Source organism: Pedobacter suwonensis, from assembly GCF_044762335.1.
Classification (GTDB): domain Bacteria; phylum Bacteroidota; class Bacteroidia; order Sphingobacteriales; family Sphingobacteriaceae; genus Pedobacter.
Map to the genome: position 1 here is coordinate 20322 of NZ_JBIWEB010000018.1, position 23119 is coordinate 43440.

A 23119-nucleotide genomic window follows, 5' to 3' on the forward strand; every position below is an offset into this window, starting at 1 on the left:
AATAATAAACAGATAAAATCAAAGACCATGAAAATACTATCGGCTTTAAAAATATATGTTGCAGTACTGGTATCGTTGCTGTTTACAGCTAAGTCCTTTGCACAAACTGATCCGCATTTTTCACAATATTATGCAAACCCATTATACCTAAACCCTGCATTAACCGGGGTAATAGATGGCGATTACCGTGCAACTGTAAATTTTAAACAACAATGGAGTGCACTAAACAGCTCTTTTTTAACCGGCGGCGCATCTTTCGATATGGCTCCCAAAAAGAACTTCGCATTTGGTGCAACCATTTTAAATCAAAGGGCGGGAGAGTTGGATTTTAACTATTTATCTGCTTTGGTATCAGGTTCGTACCGTTTAAGGTTTGGTGCCGAAGGACTGCAGATGGTGAGCTTTGGCTTACAGGCTGGTATCATTAACCGTAGTTTCGATTTCTCCCAGGCCAGGTTTGGTAACCAGTTTAATCCGATTACGGGTTACGATGGTGGCATGATGAGTGGAGAAACACTTTCATCTCAATCATCTTTGGTTCCTGACGTAAACGCCGGTATCATGTTTTTTGATGGCGATCCCAACAAAAATATTAACGTTTTCCTGGGTGCAAGTGCGGCACATTTAACCCGTCCTATGGATCGTTTCTCTGGGACAAACTCACGCGTTCCGGTACGTTTTACCGGACATGGTGGTGCGCGCATCAGGGCGTCAGAGCTATTGGATATTGTACCTAATGCCTTGTTCATGTATCAGGGTAATACAAACGAAGTTTCTTTAGGTGCTTATGCACAACTTAATGTTAATCCATCCGCTAATATTTTGTTCGGAGGTAACTACCGTATTAAAGACGCAGCCATTGCTTTTGTTGGTTTACAGTTAAAAAACATGGTTTTCGGGTTAAGTTACGACGTAAATACCTCTTCTTTTAATCGTGCATCAAACAGTAATGGTGGTTTAGAACTCTCGATATCTCTTATAGGCCGTAATGGTATAATTGGTCCGAACTTCTTTTGTCCACGTTTATAATTATTCAGGGTAATATGGTTATGACTTGGAAATCATGACGGTTTTATCACTATTGAAAACAAGTTTAGAAAGATGAGAAAAATATTATTCTTTTTTTTATTGGCATTTGGCGGTTTTGCAAACGCACAGTATGTGGTAAATTATAAAAAGGTAGCAGATACTTATTTCGAGAATAAGGATTATTATGCTGCAGCTACCTTTTATAAAAAAGCATTGAAAATTACTGGAGATAGCAGTCAGATTGTTTTGCCTTATGGCAAGGAAAGAAAATCGGCAACTGATGATAAGGTGATAGAAGATTATGAAGGATCGATATATAATCTTGCAGAATCCAGCAGGCTTTACAGGGAATTTAACGAGGCTGAAAAATATTATGCTATTGCCATAACCTTTACCAATACACGTTACAGAAAGGCATTATTTTATTATGCCGAGAGCTTAAGGGCAAATAAAAAATTTAACCAGGCTATTGATGCCTTTCAGCAGTTTATCCAGAAAAACCCTGGCGATCCTTTAGCTAAAGATGCTAAAAAGGAAATAGAATCATGCAAGTTTGCGATTGAAGAAATGCGTTTCCCACGTATGATACAGGTTAAGAAAGTTCCAGCTGGTATAAATGGCCTGGGATCTAATTATGCACCTGTTAAAATCAACAGCGAATTATATTTCACCTCATCCCGCCCGGTTACAGTAGGAAGTAAAAGAGATATGGTTAAAACAGCTACCGGGGAAGTTCAGGTATCAACTAAAGCCAATCCATTTATGAATAACATTTATACGACTAAAGGAGAACTCAATTCGGCTGATATTGACGTAAAAAAAGTAGATATCAATTTTCCTAAAAATATTGAAATCGCTGCAGCTGCTTTTACACCTGACGGAAATACCATGTACTTTACCGCCTGGAAGGATAAAGAAAAATATGCTATCTATTCGTCAAGAAAAGCCGGTGAAAAATGGTCAGATCCACAGCCGGTTGGTTTACAGGTAAATAGCAAAGACTTCAACTCTTCACAGCCTTTTGTTACCAGCGATGGTAAATTCCTGCTTTTTTCATCTGATAGAAGTGGCGGTTACGGTAAATTCGATCTTTGGTATTGTGCCATCCGCGAAGATGGTTCGTTAGGTCAGGCGGTAAATTTTGGACCAGACATTAATACTGCAGACGATGAACGTGCGCCATATTATAATACGCTAACTAAAAAATTATTGTTCAGTACCGATGGGCGTGTTGGTTTTGGTGGCCTCGATTTCTTTGAGTCAGAAGGAGATCTGGTAAATTGGTCTAAGCCAAAAAACCTGGGTTATCCATTCAATTCGTCAAAAGATGATCTTTACTTTACCGCTAGTGATGATCAAGGAACCAAAGGCTACATTAGTTCTGATCGCGAATCATCTTGTTGTCTGGAAGTATTTGAAGTGAAAAAAGAACACCTTTCTATAGCTGGTCTTTTAACTGATTGTAAAACCAAGTTACCGCTGGCAGATGCCGATGTAACTTTGACCAATGTAGAAGGATCACAAAAGATGATTACAGGTTCTGACGGTATTTATACGTTTAAAGTAGATTCTAAAAGACCGGTCAAGTTACTTTTTGCAAAAGATAATTATTTCGCTGTTACTAAAAACTATCTTTATGAGGAGTTGGCAAAAGCAGATACCCTGCTTGATAAAGAATATTGTTTGAGTCCTTTTAAACTGGGCATACCTATAACCTTGGAGAATATTTATTATGAATTTAACAGTGCAGAACTTACAGAGCCTTCCAAAAAAGTATTAGACTTCCTCATTCCGATTATGGAAGATAATCCGCAAATGGAAATCGAATTGGGTTCCCATACCGATAATATCGGAACAGAAGAATACAACCTGGAATTATCAAACAGAAGAGCAAAATCATGTACAGATTATTTGGAAAGTAAAGGAATAGCTGCGGCTAGAATGACTTCTAAAGGTTATGGAGAATCGATGCCTATTGAGCCGAACGAAATTATTGTAAAGCGCAAGAAAAAAGATAATCCTGAAGGAAGGGCAAAAAACAGAAGAACAGCGTTTAAAGTAATTAAAAAATAATATTTGTTATCATCCCAATTGAGCCATCTTCCTGAAATGGAGATGGCTTTTTTATGCCACCTGATTTATTGGTAAGCCACGCAATTATGCGTAGGATCTTTAATTTACTATTTAGAAAAGTTACAGTTTCCGATTACCATTTTGCCACCAAGTTGTTTCAGTCTCGAGCCGCCATGAACAAAAAATAATTATAAACTCAATGCTCATTATCCCTGCATATGTTGTTTTTGAGGTCAATAATTGAACAGATCGTCTCCAATTCGACACTGAAAATTAATAATTGAATTAATCTTTGTAATTTTCGGCTTATCTTTTAACGCAATGAAGCTGACTATTCAACCAACGATAATTTTTAGAACCCCGAAATTTTCATATCAATCCGAGCTGGTAGATTGTTGGGAGGCATTAAAGTCTGCCATCTCCATATCGTCAGCTACTTTTTACGAAACCATCAAAGAAGTAAAGGCAAACGAACTTCATGATCTTCCGCCTAAGGTTTATTTTACCATTTGGAAGTATTTTAACCGTGCAAAATTCCGGTCGACTCCTTATGGAACTTTTGCTGGTTTTAGTTTGTTAAACGATGCCATTAAGCCATCTGAAAGCAGAATCATAATTGATGAAGACCAGAAAATACGTGAGCTGATTGATTGGCCATACAAGAATAATATTCAACTGCCATTGCAAGATTTGTTGCAGAAGAACTGTCTGCTATTTAGTAACAGCAGCTATTATTTAACAACGGATAGTATCCGTTATATTGCCTGCACTGATGGGGTTTTTGAACTGGCTGAGTTGGATCAGAACGAATTTGTACAACAGATATTGGCTGCCTGCCTAAAGCCGATCCGACTTAATGATTTACTAAGCCAACTAAGCTTAACTGATACTGAAACGCAAAATTTCTTTGGCTTGCTTCAGGATATGCACGATTTGCAGCTTATTTTTACCAACTACGACCCCAATATTATAGGAGATGATTATTTTGAACGTTTGGGACTAACCGCCACCGAAGATCTGCCAAAATACCTTATTGCACAACGTAAAGCTGTATCCGGATGCATCAATAACCGTTTGCTTCAGTCTGTTCCGGGTTTGATCAGTATGTTACATAACATCATGCCGGTAAAAGGTCATGGTGCCCTTGATCAGTTTCGGAATAGGTTTAAGAAGAAATTCGAAGATCAGGAAGTACCGTTGTTATTGGCGCTAGACCCTGAGATGGGCGTAGGTTATGACGAATTGGAGCAAGCCGGTCAAAACAGCGGTTTTATAACACGTTTCATTAATAAGCCGGCTAAAAAAGAAGAAACAGAAAATCTGAAAACAGCATTAAAAAGTTATCTTGCCGGACAGAGATTTGAAAAAGATAAAACTATTTATCTGAACAAACTTGATTTACCACAGCATCAGAAGCTGGTGCCCTTACCTAACTCATTTAGCATGGTCATGTCGGTTCATGATGACCTGATTTTTGTAGAACAGATTGGTGGAGTTACATCCAACGCCTTAAGCGGAAGATTTACGATGGCTGATGAAAGTGCAGCAAATTATGCAAAAGCCATTGCCGCTGCAGAACAAGAGGCAAATCCCGATGTTTTGTTTTTTGATGTGGCTTATATGGTAGAAGCTAATGTAGATAATGTAAACCGGCGGAAATTAATCTATGGGCATCAGTTGTCTATATTAAATTTCGATACCTCATCCGCTCCACTTGCATTAAATGATATACAAATATCAGTTCAGGGTACGGAGATTATCCTTCGCTCCGGGCAATTAAATAAAAGGTTAGTGCCAAGAATGGCCTCTGCCTATAATTATATCCGTTCAGACCTTTCTGTATTTAGGCTATTATGCGATTTGCAGCATCAGGGCTTACAAACCAGTCTTTCCTTTCCGCTTGATGCCATTATTCCTGATCTAGACTACTACCCAAGGTTGCAATATCAGAATATTGTTTTAAGCAGCAACAAATGGAAAATTAAAAAAGAAGCGCTGTTGGGTACCGGTCAAAAATTGCTTTCCATCACCGAGTGTAGATCATACCTCAAAAATTTAGGCATAAGTGAATATTTTAAAGCCGGTATGTCTGATCAGACCTTGTGCTTTGCCTTAAACAACGACGATGATATAAATGCTTTTTTGCAGTATGTGCAAAAACAGGGCAATACTTACGTTGAAGAAGTGATAATGCCTAAAAATAGTATTGTGGTTGATGAAGCCGCTAAGCCCTATTTCGCACAGTTCGTTTTAAGCATCAGCCATGGCGAACAAATTTATAGGCGTTTGGCTAAAACATCCGCAGATGAAGGTGTTACCCGTTTTTTTCTGCCAGGTAAAGAATGGCTGTATTTCGAAATTTATTGCCACCAGCAAAGGAGCGATGAGATTTTGATGGAAGTAATTAACCCCTTCCTGATTACTTATGCAGATCAGGTGAAATCATGGTTTTTTATCCGTTACAACGAAAATGGAAACCACATTAGGTTTAGGGTTCAACTCAACGATCCAAATGGTGGGCAGTTGTTGATATCAAAGTTGATGGATGAGCTGGAAGTGTTTGTAAATTCGGGTTTCGTGTCAGATGTGCAACTTAAAACATATAAGCGCGAACTGGAGCGTTATGGCAGTAATATAATCGAAAATGTAGAGAAACACTTTGGTATAGATAGTAGATTTGTGTTATCGCTTTTAGAAACGCAGACCGATGATTTTAATAAATATAGATTATGTACTGTTTTGTTTTCTAAGGTTATTAAATCTAGCATCATCGATAATTCTGCCATCAGTAAGATCGTTAGGTTAATGTCTGATAACTTTAATGAAGAGCATAGGTTGGATGCAGCTGATTTTAAGCAACTAAATATTCATTACCAGGAATTTCGGAAAACCGAATGGACAGCATTAACTGTAGAACAGGAGCGGTGGTTTATTGCTTTTTCTGATTCGTTTATCAAAACCCTTGAACAATGTGGCGCGGAAAACGCACCAAAGTTATTGACCGATTTAATGCATATGCACGTAAACCGGCTTTTCAACAAAGATCAGCGAACACATGAAATGGTGATGTACTATTTTCTGCTAAAGGATATCCAGCGCCAAAATGCGACAAGAACTTAACGGTTTAGCCTGGCCAATGGATTATTGACCGTTACCTCTATTTCAGTAATATAACGGTTAAGCGGATCTTGGTAATACTTGAATACATAATCATTGCCATAAAAATTACTTAAACGTTTGCCAACATTTTCAATACCTACATGATGGCTTTCTGTCTGTTTGCCATTATTATCATTAATCATGTTGATGGTACTGATATTCAACTTGTCATTTTCGTAGGCAATTTTAATAATTGCAGGTTGGGTAGAGTGTGAAACATTTCCGTGCTTAAATATATTTTCGACCAGTGTCAATAAAATAAGCGGAGGAAATCTTAGCCCAAACATATCGCCTGTTACTTTAAGTTCCAGATTAATGGTATTAGCTGTGCGGAGCTTGTGGAGATTGATCAGGTGTTCGATCTGTTCGATTTCTTCACTCAGCGGAACCATCTCTGATGCTGATGGGCGTTTTAGCGCATAACGCATCATTTCTGCCAGGTTCATAATGGCATCAGCCGCCATAGGCGCCTTTTTTCGGGCATCGTTATAAATGAAGTTTAAGGTATTAAACAGGAAGTGTGGATTGATCTGGCTACGCAGATAATTGTTTTGCGATTGAACAAGATCATTTTCCAAAGCCTGCTTTTCTATCTGTGTAACCAGATTCTGCCGTTCTAAGGCTTCTACTTTTTTCTGATCCTGAAATGATTTAACAACGTAAATGTAGCCGGTAGAATAACCAATATATAATATGGAGCGATAAATGCATGGAAGTATAAATTCCCTGTTAAACGATCTAGATGGATTTATTTCAATTAACCCGATCTGCTCAAACAAAATAATAAGGAGAAAGGTAGAAACAACGTATGCAAAAATGATTATGGTAATAAGGGCGGCAATCTTAAGAAGTTTTATGGGAAAGGATCCGGTTTTGAGCATTTTTTTTAGAAAAAAACCGTACACGTAAAAGGTAAAAATATTAACAATATAAACTAACAGGTAAGCTCCGGGTTCTCTAAATCTATGGGTAGCTAAACCCAAAATAAATACTTCATAAATGATATAAAGACTCCATACCAATAAGTGAAACTTATACTTTTCGTAGAATTTTTTTAAATGTAAAAAGCTCATTTTTTTCTTTTAATCTATTAAAATGGGGTTTTTATCTCCCAAAAACAGGGGTTGGTGTAAAAAAGTAGTTGGGGCTAATTTTGCGGTGCATCTTTACAGAAAATTAATCACAACGATAATAACAAAAATTTAAATACTATATATTATGAAAGCTCAACATACCAATCCTTCTGCAAAACTTGCTAAAAAAACTGTTTTTGTTTATAAAAATGTTAAAGCAAAAAACAATTTCTCTACTAACCCGACAGGAGATCAAAGCCACACGGTAATGACCAGTTTTATTATCGAATTTTAATTCAAAATAACTCATTTTAATAGTTAACTCATCATTTTTAACATCATCATCATGAAAGTTCAACACACTGACTCTGCTACAAAACTTGCCAAAAAAACTGTTTTTGTTTATAAAAATGTTAAAGTAAAAAACAACTTCTCTACTAATCCAACAGGAGATCAAAGCCACACGGTAATGACCAGCTTTATTATAGAATTTTAATTCTTAGTAAGATATTCAATATTATATCATCATATTTAAACATCGTTACCATGAAAGCTCAACACACAGGTAAACTTGCTAAAAAGACTGTTTTTGTTTATAAAAACGTTAAATCCAAAAACAACTTTTCCACTAACCCAACAGGAGACCAAAGTCACACCTTAATGACTAGCTTCATATTTGGATTGTAGTTTCTTAACCTCATCACTAATCCTATAATGAGAAACCAAAAGGGTATTAATTTCGGTTCGATTTTAGTAAACTACTCTGTACATAGGCAAAGAAAGCCTCTTTGTAACCTTCTCCTATTTGTATCATCTCGTTATTGATGAGCCGGATTATATTTCCGTCAACTTTCTTAATTGCTGCCTTGGCAACAATATTTGATTTATTGACACGGATAAATGCATGATTTTCCAGGGCCTTTTCAATTTCCTTAAGCGTAAGGTAAGTGGTGTGGATCTCAGATTTTGTAATAATCTGTATGTAATTCTGTAGTGCTTTGATATAAAGTATTTCATCAATAGCAATATTTGAAAAAGCATATTTGTGGTCGCCTTTAATATAAAGGGCGGCAACCTGATCAGCTTCTTTTGTTGTAGCCTTGCTGCTATTGTTTGATTCCTTCTTTAATATCCGATCAATACCTAATGCAAATTTTGCAAACGAAATAGGTTTTAATAAGTACTGATCTGATTGTACATCAAATGCTTGCAGGGCATAATCGGGATGCGCAGTTGTAAAAACAAGATACTTCGCCTTTTCCCTGATATTTTTGGCCAGTTCTAATCCGTTTATTCCTGGCATATCAATATCCATAAATAATAAATCAATTTCGTCTTCGATACTTATTTCGGTAAGTGCCTGGACAGGACTGGTAAAAGTTTTAAAAACAGTTAAACCAGGCATTTCTGCAATGTGGTCAGTTAATACTTCAATTGCATGTTGCTCGTCGTCTATAACAACGCATTTTAGATTCATGTGTAGAATTTGTGGGTTTATTTGATTTGAATGCAAGTTAAATAAAAATGAGTTGAATTAACAATTGCGCCTTAAAAAAACTTATCTCCCGGTTTTGTCTATTGAAAACCAGGGTTTCGTGTAATATTCCGGGTGGTTGATGTAAAAAAATTAACAGCGCTTTTTCTTTTTATAATCTTTATACTGTTTGCCAAAAACAAATGATTAGTAGTTAAAAGTTACTAATTGCAAAAACATCTGCCTGCCCAATCTTGTGTAGCCTGTAGATAATAATATTAAAAACAGGCCATACAATACTGGGTTTGATAGTGAAAACCTAAAAAAGAGAAATACCGGAAAACCAAATAAATATTCCCTACATCTACCCATCCTCCAAATGAAAAACAACGAATACGAATATTTACTTAATAATATCTACTATAAGGGAATTCTGAAAAATCAAGGAATTAACTCAGACATGTACCAGAGAATGCAAAATGAATATAGCAATCTCAACGGACAGCAGCCTGCTAGAGGCAAATTAGAGCGTGAATATGCCTTCAGGAAATCTTTCCTGGTTGTACGTAATTATGTACAACAGGCAATAAAAGATGGTATGAGAAGTTTTCAGTTTAAGATGGAAACAAATGACATCAATAAATTGACTTATATGGTTGATATGTTGGACAGAAACTTTTTTGATAAACAAAGCTTAGATCAGATTATCGCTACAGCAAATTCGGTATTCAACCAGTATCATTTAAAAAATTAACTATCTATAATAGGTAACAATATGGAATTGAAAGACGAAATCGGGCAATTTGCCGTAAGAATTAAGAAAATGCTTCCGCAAGTTCAATCTGAGGATTTAACCAGGAATGCGTTGGTTATGCCTTTTATCCAAATCTTAGGATTTGATCCTTCTGAGGTTCAATCTGACGCTGTTCTAGACTTCGGAGTTAAAAAGAGTAAAAAAGTTGATTATACCATTATGAAAGATGGTGAGCCAACAATTCTGGTTGAATGTAAACACCATAATGACAATTTGGATATTCACGATTCGCGCTTATCTAAATACTTCCGTAAAACAAAAGCCAAATATGGTTTATTGACCAATGGTTTGGTATACCGCTTCTATACGGAGAAAATGGTGAGATCAAAGAAAAATCAAGAGCCTTTGTTCGAGTTTAAAATAACCGATACCAAAGCGGCTATCATTGCAAAAATGATCGAAGATCACAAAGATTATTTTAATGTAGATCAAAAAGTAAATGTTGTAACAGCTGGCTAAGCTTATTAAAACCATTTTAGGCGTTCTCGAAAATGCTTTTAAAGTCTTGATCTGATCAGGACTTTTTTTTGGCTCTTTATATCATAAAGAAGGGAGAAACCGATCCGATTTCTCCCTTAAAATTGATAGTATAATAAAGCTATATTAATTCTACACTTCTGCTTACAAAAGCAGTTAACTCTGCTCCGGTTAACATACCTTGCGCCAAAAGCGCTAAATCTACCGCTTGTTTAGCCAGGTTTTGCTGCTCTTCTCCTTCAGCATTTAAAATTTTTCCTACCAATTTATGGTTTCCGTTAATGGCAACTTTGTAATTGTCGGGCATTTGACCATAAAAGCTCATTCCGCCTCCCATTGCAGCCATATCCTTCATCCTGCGCATAAATTCATCCATGGTAATTGTAACTGGTAACTCATCCGGATGTAAAGCTACAACTTCTACATGCATGCCAGGTTTGGTAATGGCTTTTTCAAAAATAGCGGTTACCTCTTTCACCTGATCCTCACTTAAAACATGCTCGTTCTGCTCATCTTTCTCAATTAATTTATCCACCACACTGGAGTCAACCCGTTTAATTGATGTTTTTTCTAATTTTTGCTCCAGTTGATTAATAAAATGATTGTCAATCGGCGAATCTAACACCAAAACATCATAATCTTTTTTATTGGCTGATTGGATAAATGCATCCTGTTTTGCAGCGTCGTTAGTGTATAAATACACAACATTTCCATTTTTATCCGTTTGTAAGGCTGTTACTTTTTCTTTATATTCAGGAAGTGTATAAAGCTCATTTTTAGTATTGCCAACTAAAGCAAAGTCCTTGGCTTTATCGTAAAATTTCTCTTCGCTGATCATGCCGTATTTAACAAAAAGACCAATATCTTTCCATTTATCTTCGTAGGCTTTGCGATCTTTAGCGAATAATTCACTTAATTTATCAGCAACTTTTTTAGTAATGTAGTTATTGATTTTTTTAACGTTGCTGTCGGCCTGCAAGAAACTCCGTGATACATTTAAAGGGATATCAGGAGAATCGATTACGCCGTGCAATAACATCAAAAACTCGGGAACAATATCTTTAACCTCGTCGGTAATAAATACCTGGCGGGAGTATAATTTAATTTTGTTGCGTTGCATTTCAAAATCGTTTTTCAACTTAGGGAAATACAATACACCGGTTAAATTAAACGGATAATCAACATTCAGGTGGATCCAGAATAATGGTTCCTCGCTAAATGGGTATAATTCACGGTAGAATTTTAAATAATCCTCATCTGACAAATCTGCAGGCGCCTTTGTCCAGATCGGGTTGGTGGTATTGATGATGTTATCAACTTCAACATCCTTATACTTAGTTTTGCCTTCTTCATCGGTACCATCTTCTACCGATTCGGTTTTAGTGCCGAATTTAATTGGAACTGGTAAAAATTTAGCATATTTATTAAGGATTTCCTGCAGTTTACTTTCTGCTAAAAATTCTTCCGAATCTTTGTTGACATGGAGGATAATATCGGTACCACGGGTAGTTTTAGTACCTTCAGTAATCTCAAATTCTGTACTTCCATCGCAAACCCAACGTGCTGGCTCGGCGCCATCCTGGTACGATAAAGTTTGAATTTCAACCAAATCAGCAACCATAAAGGCTGAATAGAACCCTAAACCGAATTTACCGATAATTTCGTTGGCATCTTTCGCATCTTTAAATTTCTCTACAAACTCACTTGCGCCAGAAAAAGCAACCTGGTTAATGTACTTTTTAATTTCCTCTGCCGTCATTCCCAAACCATTATCGCTAATGGTAATGGTTTTTGCATCCTTATCAACCGCAACTTTTACTAACGGTGCGCCAACTTCGCCATTAAACTGGCCTAATGAAGCAAGTCTTTTAATTTTCTGAACAGCATCTATTGCGTTAGAAACCAATTCACGAAGAAAAATTTCGTTATCAGAGTATAAAAACTTTTTAATTATCGGGAAAATATTTTCAGTATGTATAGAAATATTTCCTTTTTCCTGTATGCTCATATGTAAATAAATTGTTTAATCTACATCCTGCATATCAAGGGTTGTTCCAAAAGAATTTGTTTGCCAAAATGACAGTAAGATGTAAGATGTAAGATGTAAGATGGAAAACGGGAGATGGAGAAAGAACGATTAATTTCTTTAGTAAAGATTCAAAACGATCGTCACTTCGATTGGAGTGCAACGTAGTAGAAAGTTAATGTGATTCCGTGTTCTGTGTCCTCACAGAACACTGGTCGTTTTATTGTTATACAGTTTAAACGATGATTTGGAAAGCAAAACCTGTATTTCAATTCACGTTAGCCCCGCTGTACCTTCTGCCCCCGATGAAAAATCTGGGGCATTCGTGCCATCGGGTTTAGATCATTTGGTGTTGTGCTAATAGGAGCGGTTTCCACTCAAGGCGCCGATTCTATAGTCTTTATTTTCTATATGTTTTTATTCCGTGGTCTGTGTCCTCACAGAACACTAGTCGTTTTTATTGTTATACAGTTTAAACTATGATTTGGAAAGCAAAGCCTGTATTTCAATTCACGTTAACCCCGCTGTACATTCTGCCCCGCTGAAAAATCGGGGCATTCGTGCCATCGGGTTTAGATCATTTGGTGTTGTGCTAATAGGAACGGTTTCTACTCAGGGCGCCGATTCTATAGTCTTTATTTCTGATTCCGTGGTCTGTGTCCTCACAGAACACTAGTTGTTTTTATTGTTATACAATTTAAACTATGATTTAGAAAGCAAAAACTGTATTTAAATTAATGTTAATCCCGATGTACCTTCTGCCCCGATGAAAAATCTGGGGCATTCGTGCCATCGGGTTTAGATCATTTGGTGTTATGCTAATAGGAGCGGTTTCCACTCAAGGCGCCTACTTTATAGTCTTAATTTTTCATATATTTTAAGTTAAGCGTAGCCTTTGTCATTTTAGTGCCGTGGTTTTTACCCCCACAAACAACAAGTATTTATTACTGCTCTTCTTCACTATAGGCCAATTCAATATCTATAAATTGAATAATCAGTGAACAAACATTCCCTTCTATATCAAAACCATAATAAACGGGGTAAGTACCATCACCAAAGCCACTTTGAAAAAGGGAATATGATAATTAGTCCCTGGTATTTTCCAGTTAATCCAATCACCATCTTTACGTTGGTAATCAGGGTTCTCAGTATAGCTGGCTACAAAAAGTGCAGCGAAATAATCATCATAGAGGTTTTTACCTGGATGTTCGCTATGAAATTTATCCTGAAACGTACAAAAATGTTTTAAAGTTTCTTTATCCAGTACACAAGCCAAGCCTGCATCCACATTAAAACCGAAAAATTCACCTTCATTAAAATCAAGCAGGTTTTCTGTGCCAATTAATGCTTCTTCAAAGCGAATGGCATCATAAGCTGTAAACTGCACTTTAACGGCAGCATACCGCGCGCAATCCTCATCGTCAGGAATAATAACAGCCGCCGTTACCGGAAATTCACCAATAGGAACCTTGATCAAATATGGCTCGGCATTTTTTTGGATATATACCAGGGGATCTCTCACCAGAATTTCTCCTGTAGGGATAGATACACTTCCCAGTTCAAGGCGATCTATCTTTTTGCCAGCCACAGCTGTTTCTTCAAAATAATCGTTCAGGTTGTTGGGGCAGGTTAATAATGCGCGTTTCTCGTTCCAGGTTTTTAACCATTCATTGCTTGGTATCATTAAGATCCGGTTAATTTTTTTGAAATATGATTTTTGTGTGCTATAAATAAAGAAGCCAAGAAAATTTAAGATCTTCTTGGCTGAATATTTAAATCTGAATGAGTTTAATTTAAAAGAAAACTTGGCTTATCTTCTTCCAGCGATAAGATTTTAGTGATTTTTTTTAGCAATACATCCATTTGGAAAGGTTTTGATAAAAAATCATCCTGACCATAATTTAAGGTTGTAAAATCTTTTTGATCGTATAAGCCGGAGATAAGAAGGATAGGTATTTTAGAAGTGCTTTCAATAGATTTTAGCTGTTCACATAACACACGGCCATCAATATGCCCTAAAGAAATATCAAGTAAGATTAAATCAGGACTGAATTTTTCAATTCTGTTAAAAATTTCCTCACCATCATTTAGTGCCGAAACTTTAAACCCTCCAATTTCCAGGATTAATTGTATGGTTTCTAAAACCTCAATATCATCATCTACTACCAATATTCTCTTCATATGTGTGTGCAATTATATGCTTTTAAAAGTATAACAAAAGTTTGAGCGGATATGTTTACCATATTAAGCACATTTTAACAAATTATGATGTAAATGTATATTTTAACTTAACTGGCCTGTTGTGCAATGCCCTCTTTGTTTAAGATGAAACTAAACAGCTCATCTATTGGTTTTTGTAAAATTTTGCCAGCCTCAATGCCGTTTTCCTGTAATACCGAAATGAGTTCATCCTGATAATAATAGGCAATGGAGCCTACGAAATGGCAAGGTACGTTTTTGTATCTGTGATAGTCTTTAACGTTCGTATCTACAAATTCCTGAAAGCCATTTCTTAATATTTCCTGAATAAAAGGGTGGTCTTTGTGGCTGGCCATGAAGCGGCTAAAGCTTGCCAGGTAGATGTTGGGGAAAGGTTTCTGATAAACATTGGTAATAATCTGCTCTTTTTCGGCAGGGAAGGATTTTTTAAATTCTGCTGCCAATGTTGATGGCATTTTTCCGTACAGATAGCTTAGGAGCACCTTTTTTCCAAAGAAGGTACCAGAACCCTCATCACCTAAAACATAACCCAAACCATGGTGACCATCATGAATTTTTTTGCCATCAAAGTAGCAGATATTAGATCCGGTACCTAAAATACAGTTTAATCCTTCGGCGCTTCCACAGGTAGCGTATACTGAACCCAGAAGGTCGTGGTCTACAGAAATAAAAGCACGGCTAAAAACAGCTGATAAACCGTTTGAAACCACCTCATGTTTATCTGGCGAAGAACAACCAGCTCCAAAAAAGTAAATCTCTTTCACCTCACCGGCGTATTGCAATAAGGATTCGTTTTTGGAAATCAGCTTGGTAATTTCTTGTTCACTTAAAAAATATGGGTTTATTCCAGGGGTATTAAATTTAATGGTTTCGCCATTATGATAACCCATCCAATCGGTTTTTGATGAGCCACTATCTGCAACAAGTATCATGGCCCTAAATATAAAAATTAATTATAGCATTTTATATTTGAAATAATTTCGTTACTTCTTTTAAAGCTTAGTGACGCCGTTTTAGATATGGATGTATTTTTAGAAAGTTTGATAGTATGCCTTATGTCTGATTGCTCTTGGCCAGGGATTGAAACTATTTAGTTCAGCAAATCAACACTTCCGCTAATTGTTTTTAAAGTGTTTTCGGCTATTTTTGCCTGATATTGCATTTCGATAAAACGGTTTTGAGCGTCGATGGCATTACGCTGTGCTTCTCTCAGTTCTAACGGAGCTATGCTGCCCAAACGGTATTTTGCCAGAGTGATATCTAAATTCTGTTTCGCTATATCTACATTCCGCTGTTCTAATCTAATCAGATCAAGATAAGTACTATAATTTTCATAGGCAGCAAGTAACTGCGCATTCACATCCAATCTGGTTTTGTTTAGGTTAAGAATCGAATTATCGATCTCGATTTTGGCATTGCGCTCTTGCTGACGCTGTAAAAAGCCATTAAATAAATTGATACTTGCTGTAACGCCATAGGTAAAACCATTGGCCGCAAATTTTTGGTTAAAACCCGTGGGGCTGGTACTGTTTGCCCTGCTGTAACCCGAGTTCAGGCTAACTGCCGGATAACGGGCCCCACGGATAGACTTTAAATTCAAAGAAGCAATGCGTTGATTGATAAATGCATTCTGCAAGTCAGGGTTCTGCTTTTCAGCCATTTCGGCCATTTTGCTAAATAAGATACCTTTGTCTACATCAATACTATCAGCAACAGAAAAAGTGGTTCCAATGTCCCTAACCATTAATTGGTTTAAGCGAACTTTAGCGATCTGCAGCGCATTTTTGGTTTGCAGGTAATTTGAGGTATCCGTATTGTAATCAACCTGTGCCGTCAGCACGTCCAGTTTAGAACCACGTCCGAGCTGTAATTTCGTTTTGGCAATATTAGTGCGCAATACCGAAACATCCATGGCGCTATCCGCTGCTTTAACCAGTTGTTGTTGTCTTACAATATCATAATAGGCCGCAATTACATCAGCAACAGTAGTTAAAATGGTTAAGCGCGAATTTAATTCACCCTGTTTTTGTAATTCCTTTAAACGATCGTAATTGGCAAACATGCGAAAGCCGTCGAAAATAGTCCAGTTTAATTCTGCACCATAACTGTTATTGGTACTCTTAGCCCCGGTAATCACCCGATCAGGACCAGTTACAGGACTTTGCCTGGTATTTTGGATACTTCCGCCATTAGTGTAATTTCCGGTTACACCAGGTAGCATACCGGCATTGCCAATATTGGCATTGTTCTTTGCTATATCGATCTGGTTTTTGCTGATTTTGATGTCGTAATTATGCTGTAATGCAATAGTGATGGCTTCTTTCAGGCTTAATTTTTCTTGTGCAAAACCTGAAAACGATAAGCTTATCAGCATGATAAATATTTTTAATTTCTTGCTCATCTTATTCTTCTGTATGTAAAGCTTCCTGTTCAAAACGATGTGCTTCTTTTAATTCTTGATTGGGCCGGTAAGGTTTTGCCCAATAAGAGTAAATGGCCGGTATTACGAATAGGGTTAATACCAAAGAGAATAAAGTTCCGCCTACAATAACGGTTCCCATGCTCATTCTGCTTTTTGCCGCAGCACCCAATGCGAGCGCAATAGGTAAGGCACCAATGGCAATGGCCAAACTGGTCATTAATATCGGGCGTAACCTCGAAACCGCAGCTTCCCTGATGGCCTCTGGGATGGGAATGCCTTTTTCTTTAAGCTGGTTGGCAAACTCTACAATTAAAATTCCGTTTTTAGTTACCAAACCGATCAGCATAATGGTACCGATCTGACTGAAGATATTCCAGCTTTGGCCACACAACCAGAGCGATAAAAATGCCCCTGCAACTGCCATTGGTACAGTTAAAATTATAATAACCGGGTCTTTAAAACTTTCAAACTGCGCAGAAAGAATTAAATAAACCAAAAGCAGGGCCAAACCAAACGCGAAAACGGTATTGGAAGAACTCTCCTTAAAATCGCGCGATTCTCCTCCTAAGTCAGTAGAGAAAGTCTCATCCAATACTTTTTTTGAAATGGCATCCATCGCCTCTATACCTTCACCAATACTTTTGCCCTGTGCTAAACCTGCCGAAACGGTAGCGGCAATAAAGCGGTTATTACGGTACAGCTGTGGCGGACTGCTTTCTTCTTTGGCGGTTACCAGGTTATCAAGCTGCACCAATTCTCCTTTGTCGTTACGTACGTAAACTGAACTTAAATCCAACGGATCTTTTCTATCACCCCGGTCAAACTGCCCAATTACCTGATACTGTTTTCCATTCATAAAAAAGTACGAGAACCTTTGTCCGCTCAACCCTAAGTTCAGGGTTTGGGCAATGGCCGAAATAGAAACACCTAAATTTTTGGCCTTGTCCCTGTCGATGGTCAGGTTAATTTCGGGTTTGTTAAATTTAAGGTTCACATCCGAAACGGTAAATGTGGGGTCTTTGGCTACAGCATCCATAAACAATGGAATTTTCTCACGTAGCTTTTCAAAATTTTGAGCCTGGATAATGTAGCTGATGGGTAAGCCACCACGGCGTCCTACTGATATGGTAGGTTGTTGGTTCACAATGGTTTTGCCTTCGGTATATTTTTTAGTTACGCGGGTAAGCATATCTGCAATCTCCTTTTGCGAACGCTCACGGGTTTCCGGATCGGTAAGGCCCATCCGTACATAACCAGAGTTTACTGCACCAGAGCCACCAAAACTCGGCGAAGTGATGGTAATGTTCACATTTTTTTCCGGAACAGAATCAATCACCAACTGATTCAGCTTCATGATAAACTTATCCGTGTAGGCAAATGAAGCGCCTTCCGGTGTAGATACGTTGATATTGATGGCACTCCTGTCATCATATGGGGCAGTTTCTTTCGGTAATATCTTCCAGAAAAGGAAAATAAGCCCCATACAAACTAATATAATCGGTACAGAAAGCCATCTTTTAGCCAAAAATTTATTCAGGTTCGATCCGTATGCATCATTCAGTTTTACAAAATAAGGTTCTGTCCAGTTGTAAAATCTAGATGGCTTATGCCCCCCTTTTTTCATCAGGTACGCATTTAACATCGGTGTTAGGGTAAGTGATACAAAGGCAGATATCAATACTGCAGCGCCAATTACTACACCGAACTCCCTAAATAAGCGACCAACAAAGCCTTGTAAGAAGATTACAGGTAAGAATACGGCTGCAAGGGTAATGGAAATCGAAATTACCGCGAAAAAGATTTCATTGGATCCTTTAATGGCTGCCTCAAATGGCGACATACCTTCTTCAACCTTTTTAAAGATATTCTCGGTAACTACAATACCATCATCTACCACCAGGCCCGTAGCCAGTACAATAGCCAATAAACTTAGTACGTTTATAGAAAAGCCAAAGGCATACATGATAAAGAAAGTAAAAACCAATGATACAGGGATATCAATCAATGGCCTGAAGGCGATGGCCCAGTCCCTGAAAAAGAGATAGATGATTAAAATTACCAATACCAGCGATAAGCCAATCGTTTCAGCTACTTCGGTTACCGAACGTTTGATAAAAAGCGTATTATCTAGTGCCACTTTTAGTTTAATATCCTGCGGTATATCGGCTTTTAACTTATCAAAACGTTTGTAAAACTCTTTACTGATGTCAAGGTAATTAGCGCCCGGCTGAGGGATAATAGCGATGGCCACCATCGGTTTGCCCGATTCGCGTAAAATGGTTTCTTCGTTTTCTGGTCCCAAAACTGCAAAACCCACGTCTTTCAGTTTAACCACCTGGTTGCTGTCGGCTTTTAAGATTAGGTTATTAAACTGACTTTCGTTGGTGAGTTTCCCTAAGGTTTTAACCGTTAGCTCAGTGGTAGCACCGGTAATTTTTCCTGATGGGAGTTCTACGTTTTCATTATCTAAGGCCGTAACAATATCTTGTGAGGTTAAGCCATAAGCACTGAGCTTATTTGGGTCCATCCAGATACGCATGGCATATTTCCTTTGCCCTTGGATTTGTACACTACTTACCCCCGGAATGGTTTGGATACGGTCGGCAATTACGTTTTCGGCAAAATCACTTAATTCGAGCGTATTGCGCTTATCACTCTGGATCGTCATCGATAAAATCGGATCGGAGTTGGCATCGGCTTTACTTACCACCGGTAAACCATCAATATCTTTCGGTAAAGTTCTGGCCGCTTGCGATACTTTATCACGCACATCATTTGCGGCCTCTTCAATGTTTTTGTCAAGGTTAAACTCTATGGTAATATTACTCGCTCCCTGGTTACTTGATGAAGAGATATTTCTGATCCCATCAATAGAATTGATCGATTTTTCTAAAGGTTCGGTAATTTGTGATTCAATAATATCGGCGTTGGCCCCAGGATAGGAGGTTCTTACCGAAACTACGGTCGGATCAATGGAAGGATACTCGCGGACACCCAGAAAAGTGTAACCTATAATCCCGAAAAGAACAATTAACAGGTTCATCACAATGGCCAGCACCGGCCTCTTTATACTCGTGGTAGAGATACTCATAATTATTCCTTAAGCAAATGAACTTTAACCGGTGCACCTTTTTTCAAAGCCATTGATCCAGTGGTTAATACCGTGTCGCCAGCTTTTAATCCCGATGTAATCACAATGTTTTCATCGGTACGCGTACCCGCTTCTACCTTAACCTCTTGTGCTTTACCATCTTTTTGGATATAAACGATCTTACCTTTTAAAACCGGGATAACTGCCTCGTTAGGAATCAGAATAGCATTTTGAAGGGTACTTAAAGCCAGTTTGATTTTCGCAAATGAACCTGGTAACAAAGCGTTGTCTGCATTGGGAGCTAAAGCCCTAATTTGTAAGGTTCTGGTAGCGGAATTAATCCCCGGTTCAATCGCGTAAACTCTTCCCTTGTTTTCTTTTGAAGAGCCATCAGTAGTAAATATGATTTCGGAGTTCACTTTGATCTGCCCTGCATATTTCTCCGGAACCGAGAAAGTAACTTTAACAGGATTTGTACTCACCAGGTTGGCAATCACTGTGGTGGGCGTTAAATAAGTGCCTATAGAAATGTTACGTAAACCTATACGGCCAGTAAAAGGTGCGCGGATAGTGGTTTTGGCCAATTGCGCCCGTACTAATTGTGCCTGGGCCTGCAACGACTTTAAATCTGCTAAGGAAGTATCGTATTCTTCCTGACTGATTGCCCCTTTTGTAAGCAATTGTTTTGCCCTGTTCTCATTTGTACCCGAAAGTTTTTGTTTCGTCAGTGCATCCTGCAATTGCGCTTGTATATCCCGGTCATTTACTTTAACCAGTACACTTCCTTTTGATACCATAGTGCCTTCCTTAAAATAAATTCCGGTCACCAGTCCCGATACTTCGCTTTTTAATACAACCGATTCGTTTGCGTCAATAGCACCGGTTATTTCCAGGTCATTGTCAAACGATACCGGCTTTACAATAATTCCATCCACTGCCAGTGGAGCAGAGGCGCCTCCCTTACCAGCCTCTTTACCCTTTCCGGCACCAGCAGATGCACCACCTTTTCCTTCTAGTTTTTTATTTGCATTAATTCTGTAATATACCAGATAAGCCAGGCCTATTGCTAAAACAGCATAGATAATATACCTTTTCTTCATGTTATGATTTGTGTAGTGCGTATTCCAACGTTAAAAATGATATTAATGTTTGGAATTAGAGCGTAAAAATATTCAAATAGTTTAGTCCTAATTTTGTTGTATTAAGGATGTTACAGCGTTTTTTCCAGTCAAAAGTCCAAAGTCTCAAGTCCTGAGTCCAAATCGACTAAAGACTAAAGACTCAAGACTTTGGACTCAAGACTATCCAGGCTAAGTATTGATTATTTTACACCACATTGAGCTATTTTATATTAAAACCCCATCAATAAATCTAAATTTGTAGCAAAACACAGTAAATATGTTTAATAAAAAATCAGTTTTAAGTTTAGTTTTACTACTAACGTGTATTATGGCAGCGAAGGCGCAGGTAAAAATAGGCTTCGAGGTTTCTTTTAAAGAACCGCAAGCGCATTATGCAGAAGTGCAGATGAATATTTCTGGACTGACAAAAGATTATGTAGATGTAAAAATGCCTGTATGGACACCAGGTTCTTATTTAGTGCGTGAGTTTGAAAAAAGTGTTGAAGAATTTAAGGCTACTGCGGGCGGTAAAGCGGCAAAGGTTGAAAAGGTTAGCAAAAACACCTGGAGGATTTTCTCGGCCAAGGCTCCTAACATTCAAGTCAATTACCGGGTTTATGCATTTGAAATTTCAGTGCGTACACCATTTATTGATGAATCTCATGCTTTCTTATCACCAACAGGTATTTTTATGCACCCTGACGGCATGATCAAATCGGCAAGTACGGTAAAAATCGTTCCGTTTAATACCTGGAGTAAGGTTTCTACCGGCTTAGCTCCTGTTGCTGGCGAGCAGTTTACTTACAAGGCCAGCGATTTCGATATTCTGTATGATAGCCCTATTGAGGTAGGCAATCAGGACACCTTTGAATTTACAGCTGCCGGTGTTCGCCATGAAGTGGCTATGTATGGAGGCGGTAATTATGATAAAGAAAAACTAAAAGTTGATATGGCCAAAATTGTAGAAAAGGAAACTGCAGTTTATGGCGAAAATCCTAATAAATATTACCTGTTTATTGTTCACAATTTCTTAAAAGGGGGCGGTGGTCTGGAACACCTCAACTCCACTACTTTAGGTGCTACTAGAAATGCTTACAACACACCTGAAGGTTATAAAGGCTTTTTAAGCCTGGTTGCGCATGAGTATCATCACCTGTGGAATGTGAAACGTTTGCGCCCTATTGCTTTAGGCCCTTTTGATTATGATAACGAAAATTACACCACCAACCTTTGGGTGGCTGAAGGTTTTACCTCATATTATGAGAACAAATACCTGCACCGTGCAGGTTTTACCGATGTGAACGAATTTTTGAAAGATTTAGTTGGCGGCGTGGGCACAGTCTTAAATACCCCAGGTGCCAAATACCAGTCTGCAGCTGCGTCTAGTTATGATGCCTGGATTATTGGTTACCGCCCGAATGAAAATTCGAAAAACAATTCAATCTCTTATTACAATAAAGGCGAGGTAATTGGTATTTTAATGGATCTGGAAATTATCAATGCCACCAAAGGTGCTAAAAGCCTGGATGATGTTATGAAAGCGATGTATCTGCAGTGCAAAACGTTAAAGCGAGGTTATACTGATGCCGAATTTAAAGCCATGGTGGAGAAAATATCCGGAATCAGCTTTACCAATTTTTGGGCTAAATATGTAAATGGGGTAGATGATGTAGAATATGTGAAGTACTTCGGTTATGCCGGTGTAGATGTTTTGACAGAAAATGCAACTCCAGGCAAGCCGGTTACCGGTGCTGCCGGACAGTTGACCAATGATGGTCTGGTAATTACTTCAACGACAAGAAATTCTGCGGCCTGGATCAGCGGATTGAACGTAAATGACGTTGTACTCAGTTTAGATGATACCTCGTTAGGTGATGCGCTAGCAACAGTGAGGTTGAAAAGCCCGATGATTTCGTTGGATGTTATCCCGTTGGTAGGCAAAAAGAATATTGGTGATGTATTGAAACTTAAGGTTAGACGTGATGGATTAGAGAAAGAAATTTCGTTAACCCTGAAAGAGAATCCAAATGTACGCCTAAAAGCAACTGTTAATGAAAATGCCACACCTGCGCAAAAAGCAGTACTTAAAAAATGGACAGGAGTTTAATTTTTAATCGAGAATCTTTAGTCTATATATAAA

16 protein-coding genes and 1 pseudogene are annotated in these 23119 nt (G+C 37.9%); 8 read left to right on the forward strand and 9 right to left on the reverse strand.

The features are described 5' to 3' along the window. Nucleotides 1–27: 27 nt before the first annotated feature. The 3 genes from ACIQXP_RS20755 to ACIQXP_RS20765 all read left to right on the forward strand — a co-directional run bounded on the left by ACIQXP_RS20755 (nucleotide 28) and on the right by ACIQXP_RS20765 (nucleotide 6222). On the forward strand, nucleotides 28–1029 hold the full coding sequence (locus ACIQXP_RS20755; protein ID WP_134204719.1) for a PorP/SprF family type IX secretion system membrane protein: 1002 nt from the start codon (nucleotides 28–30) through the stop codon (nucleotides 1027–1029). 72 nt (nucleotides 1030–1101) lie between these two features. Continuing rightward, nucleotides 1102–3102 carry an OmpA family protein gene (locus ACIQXP_RS20760; RefSeq protein WP_293743124.1) on the forward strand — a complete coding sequence of 667 codons (2001 nt, stop codon included), beginning with the start codon at nucleotides 1102–1104 and terminating at the stop codon, nucleotides 3100–3102. Between the two features lie 321 nt (nucleotides 3103–3423). Further along, nucleotides 3424–6222 carry a lantibiotic dehydratase gene (locus ACIQXP_RS20765; protein WP_387507436.1) on the forward strand — a complete coding sequence of 933 codons (2799 nt, stop codon included), beginning with the start codon at nucleotides 3424–3426 and terminating at the stop codon, nucleotides 6220–6222. Here ACIQXP_RS20765 and ACIQXP_RS20770 read toward each other — a convergent pair. Next, complete coding sequence (locus ACIQXP_RS20770) at nucleotides 6219–7334, reverse strand: sensor histidine kinase (protein ID WP_293743126.1); 1116 nt, start codon at nucleotides 7332–7334, stop codon at nucleotides 6219–6221. The genes ACIQXP_RS20765 and ACIQXP_RS20770 overlap by 4 nt on opposite strands. A 145-nt stretch (nucleotides 7335–7479) precedes the next feature. Between ACIQXP_RS20770 and ACIQXP_RS20775 the strand changes: the two genes are divergently transcribed. Both ACIQXP_RS20775 and ACIQXP_RS20780 read left to right on the forward strand, forming a co-directional pair. Then, nucleotides 7480–7629: a hypothetical protein gene (locus ACIQXP_RS20775; RefSeq protein WP_159435288.1), complete on the forward strand. Its 150-nt coding sequence runs from the start codon at nucleotides 7480–7482 to the stop codon at nucleotides 7627–7629. A 51-nt stretch (nucleotides 7630–7680) separates the two neighbouring features. Further along, complete coding sequence (locus ACIQXP_RS20780) at nucleotides 7681–7830, forward strand: hypothetical protein (protein WP_387507439.1); 150 nt, start codon at nucleotides 7681–7683, stop codon at nucleotides 7828–7830. 237 nt (nucleotides 7831–8067) lie between these two features. Here the strand turns inward: ACIQXP_RS20780 and ACIQXP_RS20785 are convergent, their stop codons facing one another. Then, the gene (locus ACIQXP_RS20785; protein ID WP_387507441.1) at nucleotides 8068–8811 is read right to left on the reverse strand and encodes a LytR/AlgR family response regulator transcription factor; all 744 of its coding nucleotides are present in this window, start codon (nucleotides 8809–8811) and stop codon (nucleotides 8068–8070) included. A 376-nt stretch (nucleotides 8812–9187) separates the two neighbouring features. Between ACIQXP_RS20785 and ACIQXP_RS20790 the strand changes: the two genes are divergently transcribed. After that, on the forward strand, nucleotides 9188–9562 hold the full coding sequence (locus ACIQXP_RS20790; protein WP_293743129.1) for a hypothetical protein: 375 nt from the start codon (nucleotides 9188–9190) through the stop codon (nucleotides 9560–9562). 21 nt (nucleotides 9563–9583) lie between these two features. Beyond that, nucleotides 9584–10081, forward strand: a complete 498-nt coding sequence (locus tag ACIQXP_RS20795; RefSeq protein WP_090986709.1) for a type I restriction enzyme HsdR N-terminal domain-containing protein — start codon at nucleotides 9584–9586, stop codon at nucleotides 10079–10081. Between the two features lie 139 nt (nucleotides 10082–10220). On the opposite strand, the gene htpG is transcribed toward ACIQXP_RS20795, so the two are convergent. The 7 genes and pseudogenes from htpG to ACIQXP_RS20830 form a co-directional block, all read right to left on the reverse strand. After that, nucleotides 10221–12107: a molecular chaperone HtpG gene (gene htpG, locus ACIQXP_RS20800; protein ID WP_387507444.1), complete on the reverse strand. Its 1887-nt coding sequence runs from the start codon at nucleotides 12105–12107 to the stop codon at nucleotides 10221–10223. Nucleotides 12108–13069: 962 nt separating this feature from the next. Beyond that, a pseudogene (locus tag ACIQXP_RS20805) lies at nucleotides 13070–13809 on the reverse strand (DUF4241 domain-containing protein). Between the two features lie 104 nt (nucleotides 13810–13913). After that, nucleotides 13914–14306, reverse strand: a complete 393-nt coding sequence (locus ACIQXP_RS20810) for a response regulator (protein ID WP_090498477.1) — start codon at nucleotides 14304–14306, stop codon at nucleotides 13914–13916. 107 nt (nucleotides 14307–14413) lie between these two features. Then, complete coding sequence (locus ACIQXP_RS20815; protein WP_387507448.1) at nucleotides 14414–15277, reverse strand: N-acetylglucosamine kinase; 864 nt, start codon at nucleotides 15275–15277, stop codon at nucleotides 14414–14416. Between the two features lie 158 nt (nucleotides 15278–15435). After that, a complete protein-coding gene (locus ACIQXP_RS20820; RefSeq protein WP_391527803.1) occupies nucleotides 15436–16719 on the reverse strand; it encodes a TolC family protein in 1284 nt (427 codons plus the stop codon). Between the two features lie 28 nt (nucleotides 16720–16747). Then, nucleotides 16748–19858 carry an efflux RND transporter permease subunit gene (locus ACIQXP_RS20825; RefSeq protein WP_387507450.1) on the reverse strand — a complete coding sequence of 1037 codons (3111 nt, stop codon included), beginning with the start codon at nucleotides 19856–19858 and terminating at the stop codon, nucleotides 16748–16750. Nucleotides 19859–19860: 2 nt separating this feature from the next. Next, nucleotides 19861–20958 carry an efflux RND transporter periplasmic adaptor subunit gene (locus tag ACIQXP_RS20830; RefSeq protein WP_387507453.1) on the reverse strand — a complete coding sequence of 366 codons (1098 nt, stop codon included), beginning with the start codon at nucleotides 20956–20958 and terminating at the stop codon, nucleotides 19861–19863. Nucleotides 20959–21256: 298 nt separating this feature from the next. On the opposite strand from ACIQXP_RS20830, the gene ACIQXP_RS20835 reads away from it, so the two are divergent. Beyond that, nucleotides 21257–23086 (forward strand): M61 family metallopeptidase, encoded by a 1830-nt coding sequence (locus ACIQXP_RS20835; RefSeq protein ID WP_293743136.1) that lies wholly within the window; start codon nucleotides 21257–21259, stop codon nucleotides 23084–23086. Nucleotides 23087–23119: the final 33 nt, after the last annotated feature.

Bases quoted from the DNA above. Each gene is read 5' to 3' on its own strand.
- ACIQXP_RS20790 (WP_293743129.1), top strand. From the start codon at position 9,188: ATGAAAAACAACGAATACGAATATTTACTTAATAATATCTACTATAAG.
- ACIQXP_RS20795 (WP_090986709.1), top strand. From the start codon at position 9,584: ATGGAATTGAAAGACGAAATCGGGCAATTTGCCGTAAGAATTAAGAAA.
- ACIQXP_RS20755 (WP_134204719.1), top strand. From the start codon at position 28: ATGAAAATACTATCGGCTTTAAAAATATATGTTGCAGTACTGGTATCG.
- htpG (WP_387507444.1), bottom strand. From the start codon at position 12,107: ATGAGCATACAGGAAAAAGGAAATATTTCTATACATACTGAAAATATT.
- ACIQXP_RS20830 (WP_387507453.1), bottom strand. From the start codon at position 20,958: ATGAAGAAAAGGTATATTATCTATGCTGTTTTAGCAATAGGCCTGGCT.
- ACIQXP_RS20810 (WP_090498477.1), bottom strand. From the start codon at position 14,306: ATGAAGAGAATATTGGTAGTAGATGATGATATTGAGGTTTTAGAAACC.
- ACIQXP_RS20820 (WP_391527803.1), bottom strand. From the start codon at position 16,719: ATGCTGATAAGCTTATCGTTTTCAGGTTTTGCACAAGAAAAATTAAGC.
- ACIQXP_RS20825 (WP_387507450.1), bottom strand. From the start codon at position 19,858: ATGAGTATCTCTACCACGAGTATAAAGAGGCCGGTGCTGGCCATTGTG.
- ACIQXP_RS20780 (WP_387507439.1), top strand. From the start codon at position 7,681: ATGAAAGTTCAACACACTGACTCTGCTACAAAACTTGCCAAAAAAACT.
- ACIQXP_RS20835 (WP_293743136.1), top strand. From the start codon at position 21,257: ATGTTTAATAAAAAATCAGTTTTAAGTTTAGTTTTACTACTAACGTGT.
- ACIQXP_RS20770 (WP_293743126.1), bottom strand. From the start codon at position 7,334: ATGAGCTTTTTACATTTAAAAAAATTCTACGAAAAGTATAAGTTTCAC.
- ACIQXP_RS20765 (WP_387507436.1), top strand. From the start codon at position 3,424: ATGAAGCTGACTATTCAACCAACGATAATTTTTAGAACCCCGAAATTT.
- ACIQXP_RS20815 (WP_387507448.1), bottom strand. From the start codon at position 15,277: ATGATACTTGTTGCAGATAGTGGCTCATCAAAAACCGATTGGATGGGT.
- ACIQXP_RS20785 (WP_387507441.1), bottom strand. From the start codon at position 8,811: ATGAATCTAAAATGCGTTGTTATAGACGACGAGCAACATGCAATTGAA.
- ACIQXP_RS20760 (WP_293743124.1), top strand. From the start codon at position 1,102: ATGAGAAAAATATTATTCTTTTTTTTATTGGCATTTGGCGGTTTTGCA.
- ACIQXP_RS20775 (WP_159435288.1), top strand. From the start codon at position 7,480: ATGAAAGCTCAACATACCAATCCTTCTGCAAAACTTGCTAAAAAAACT.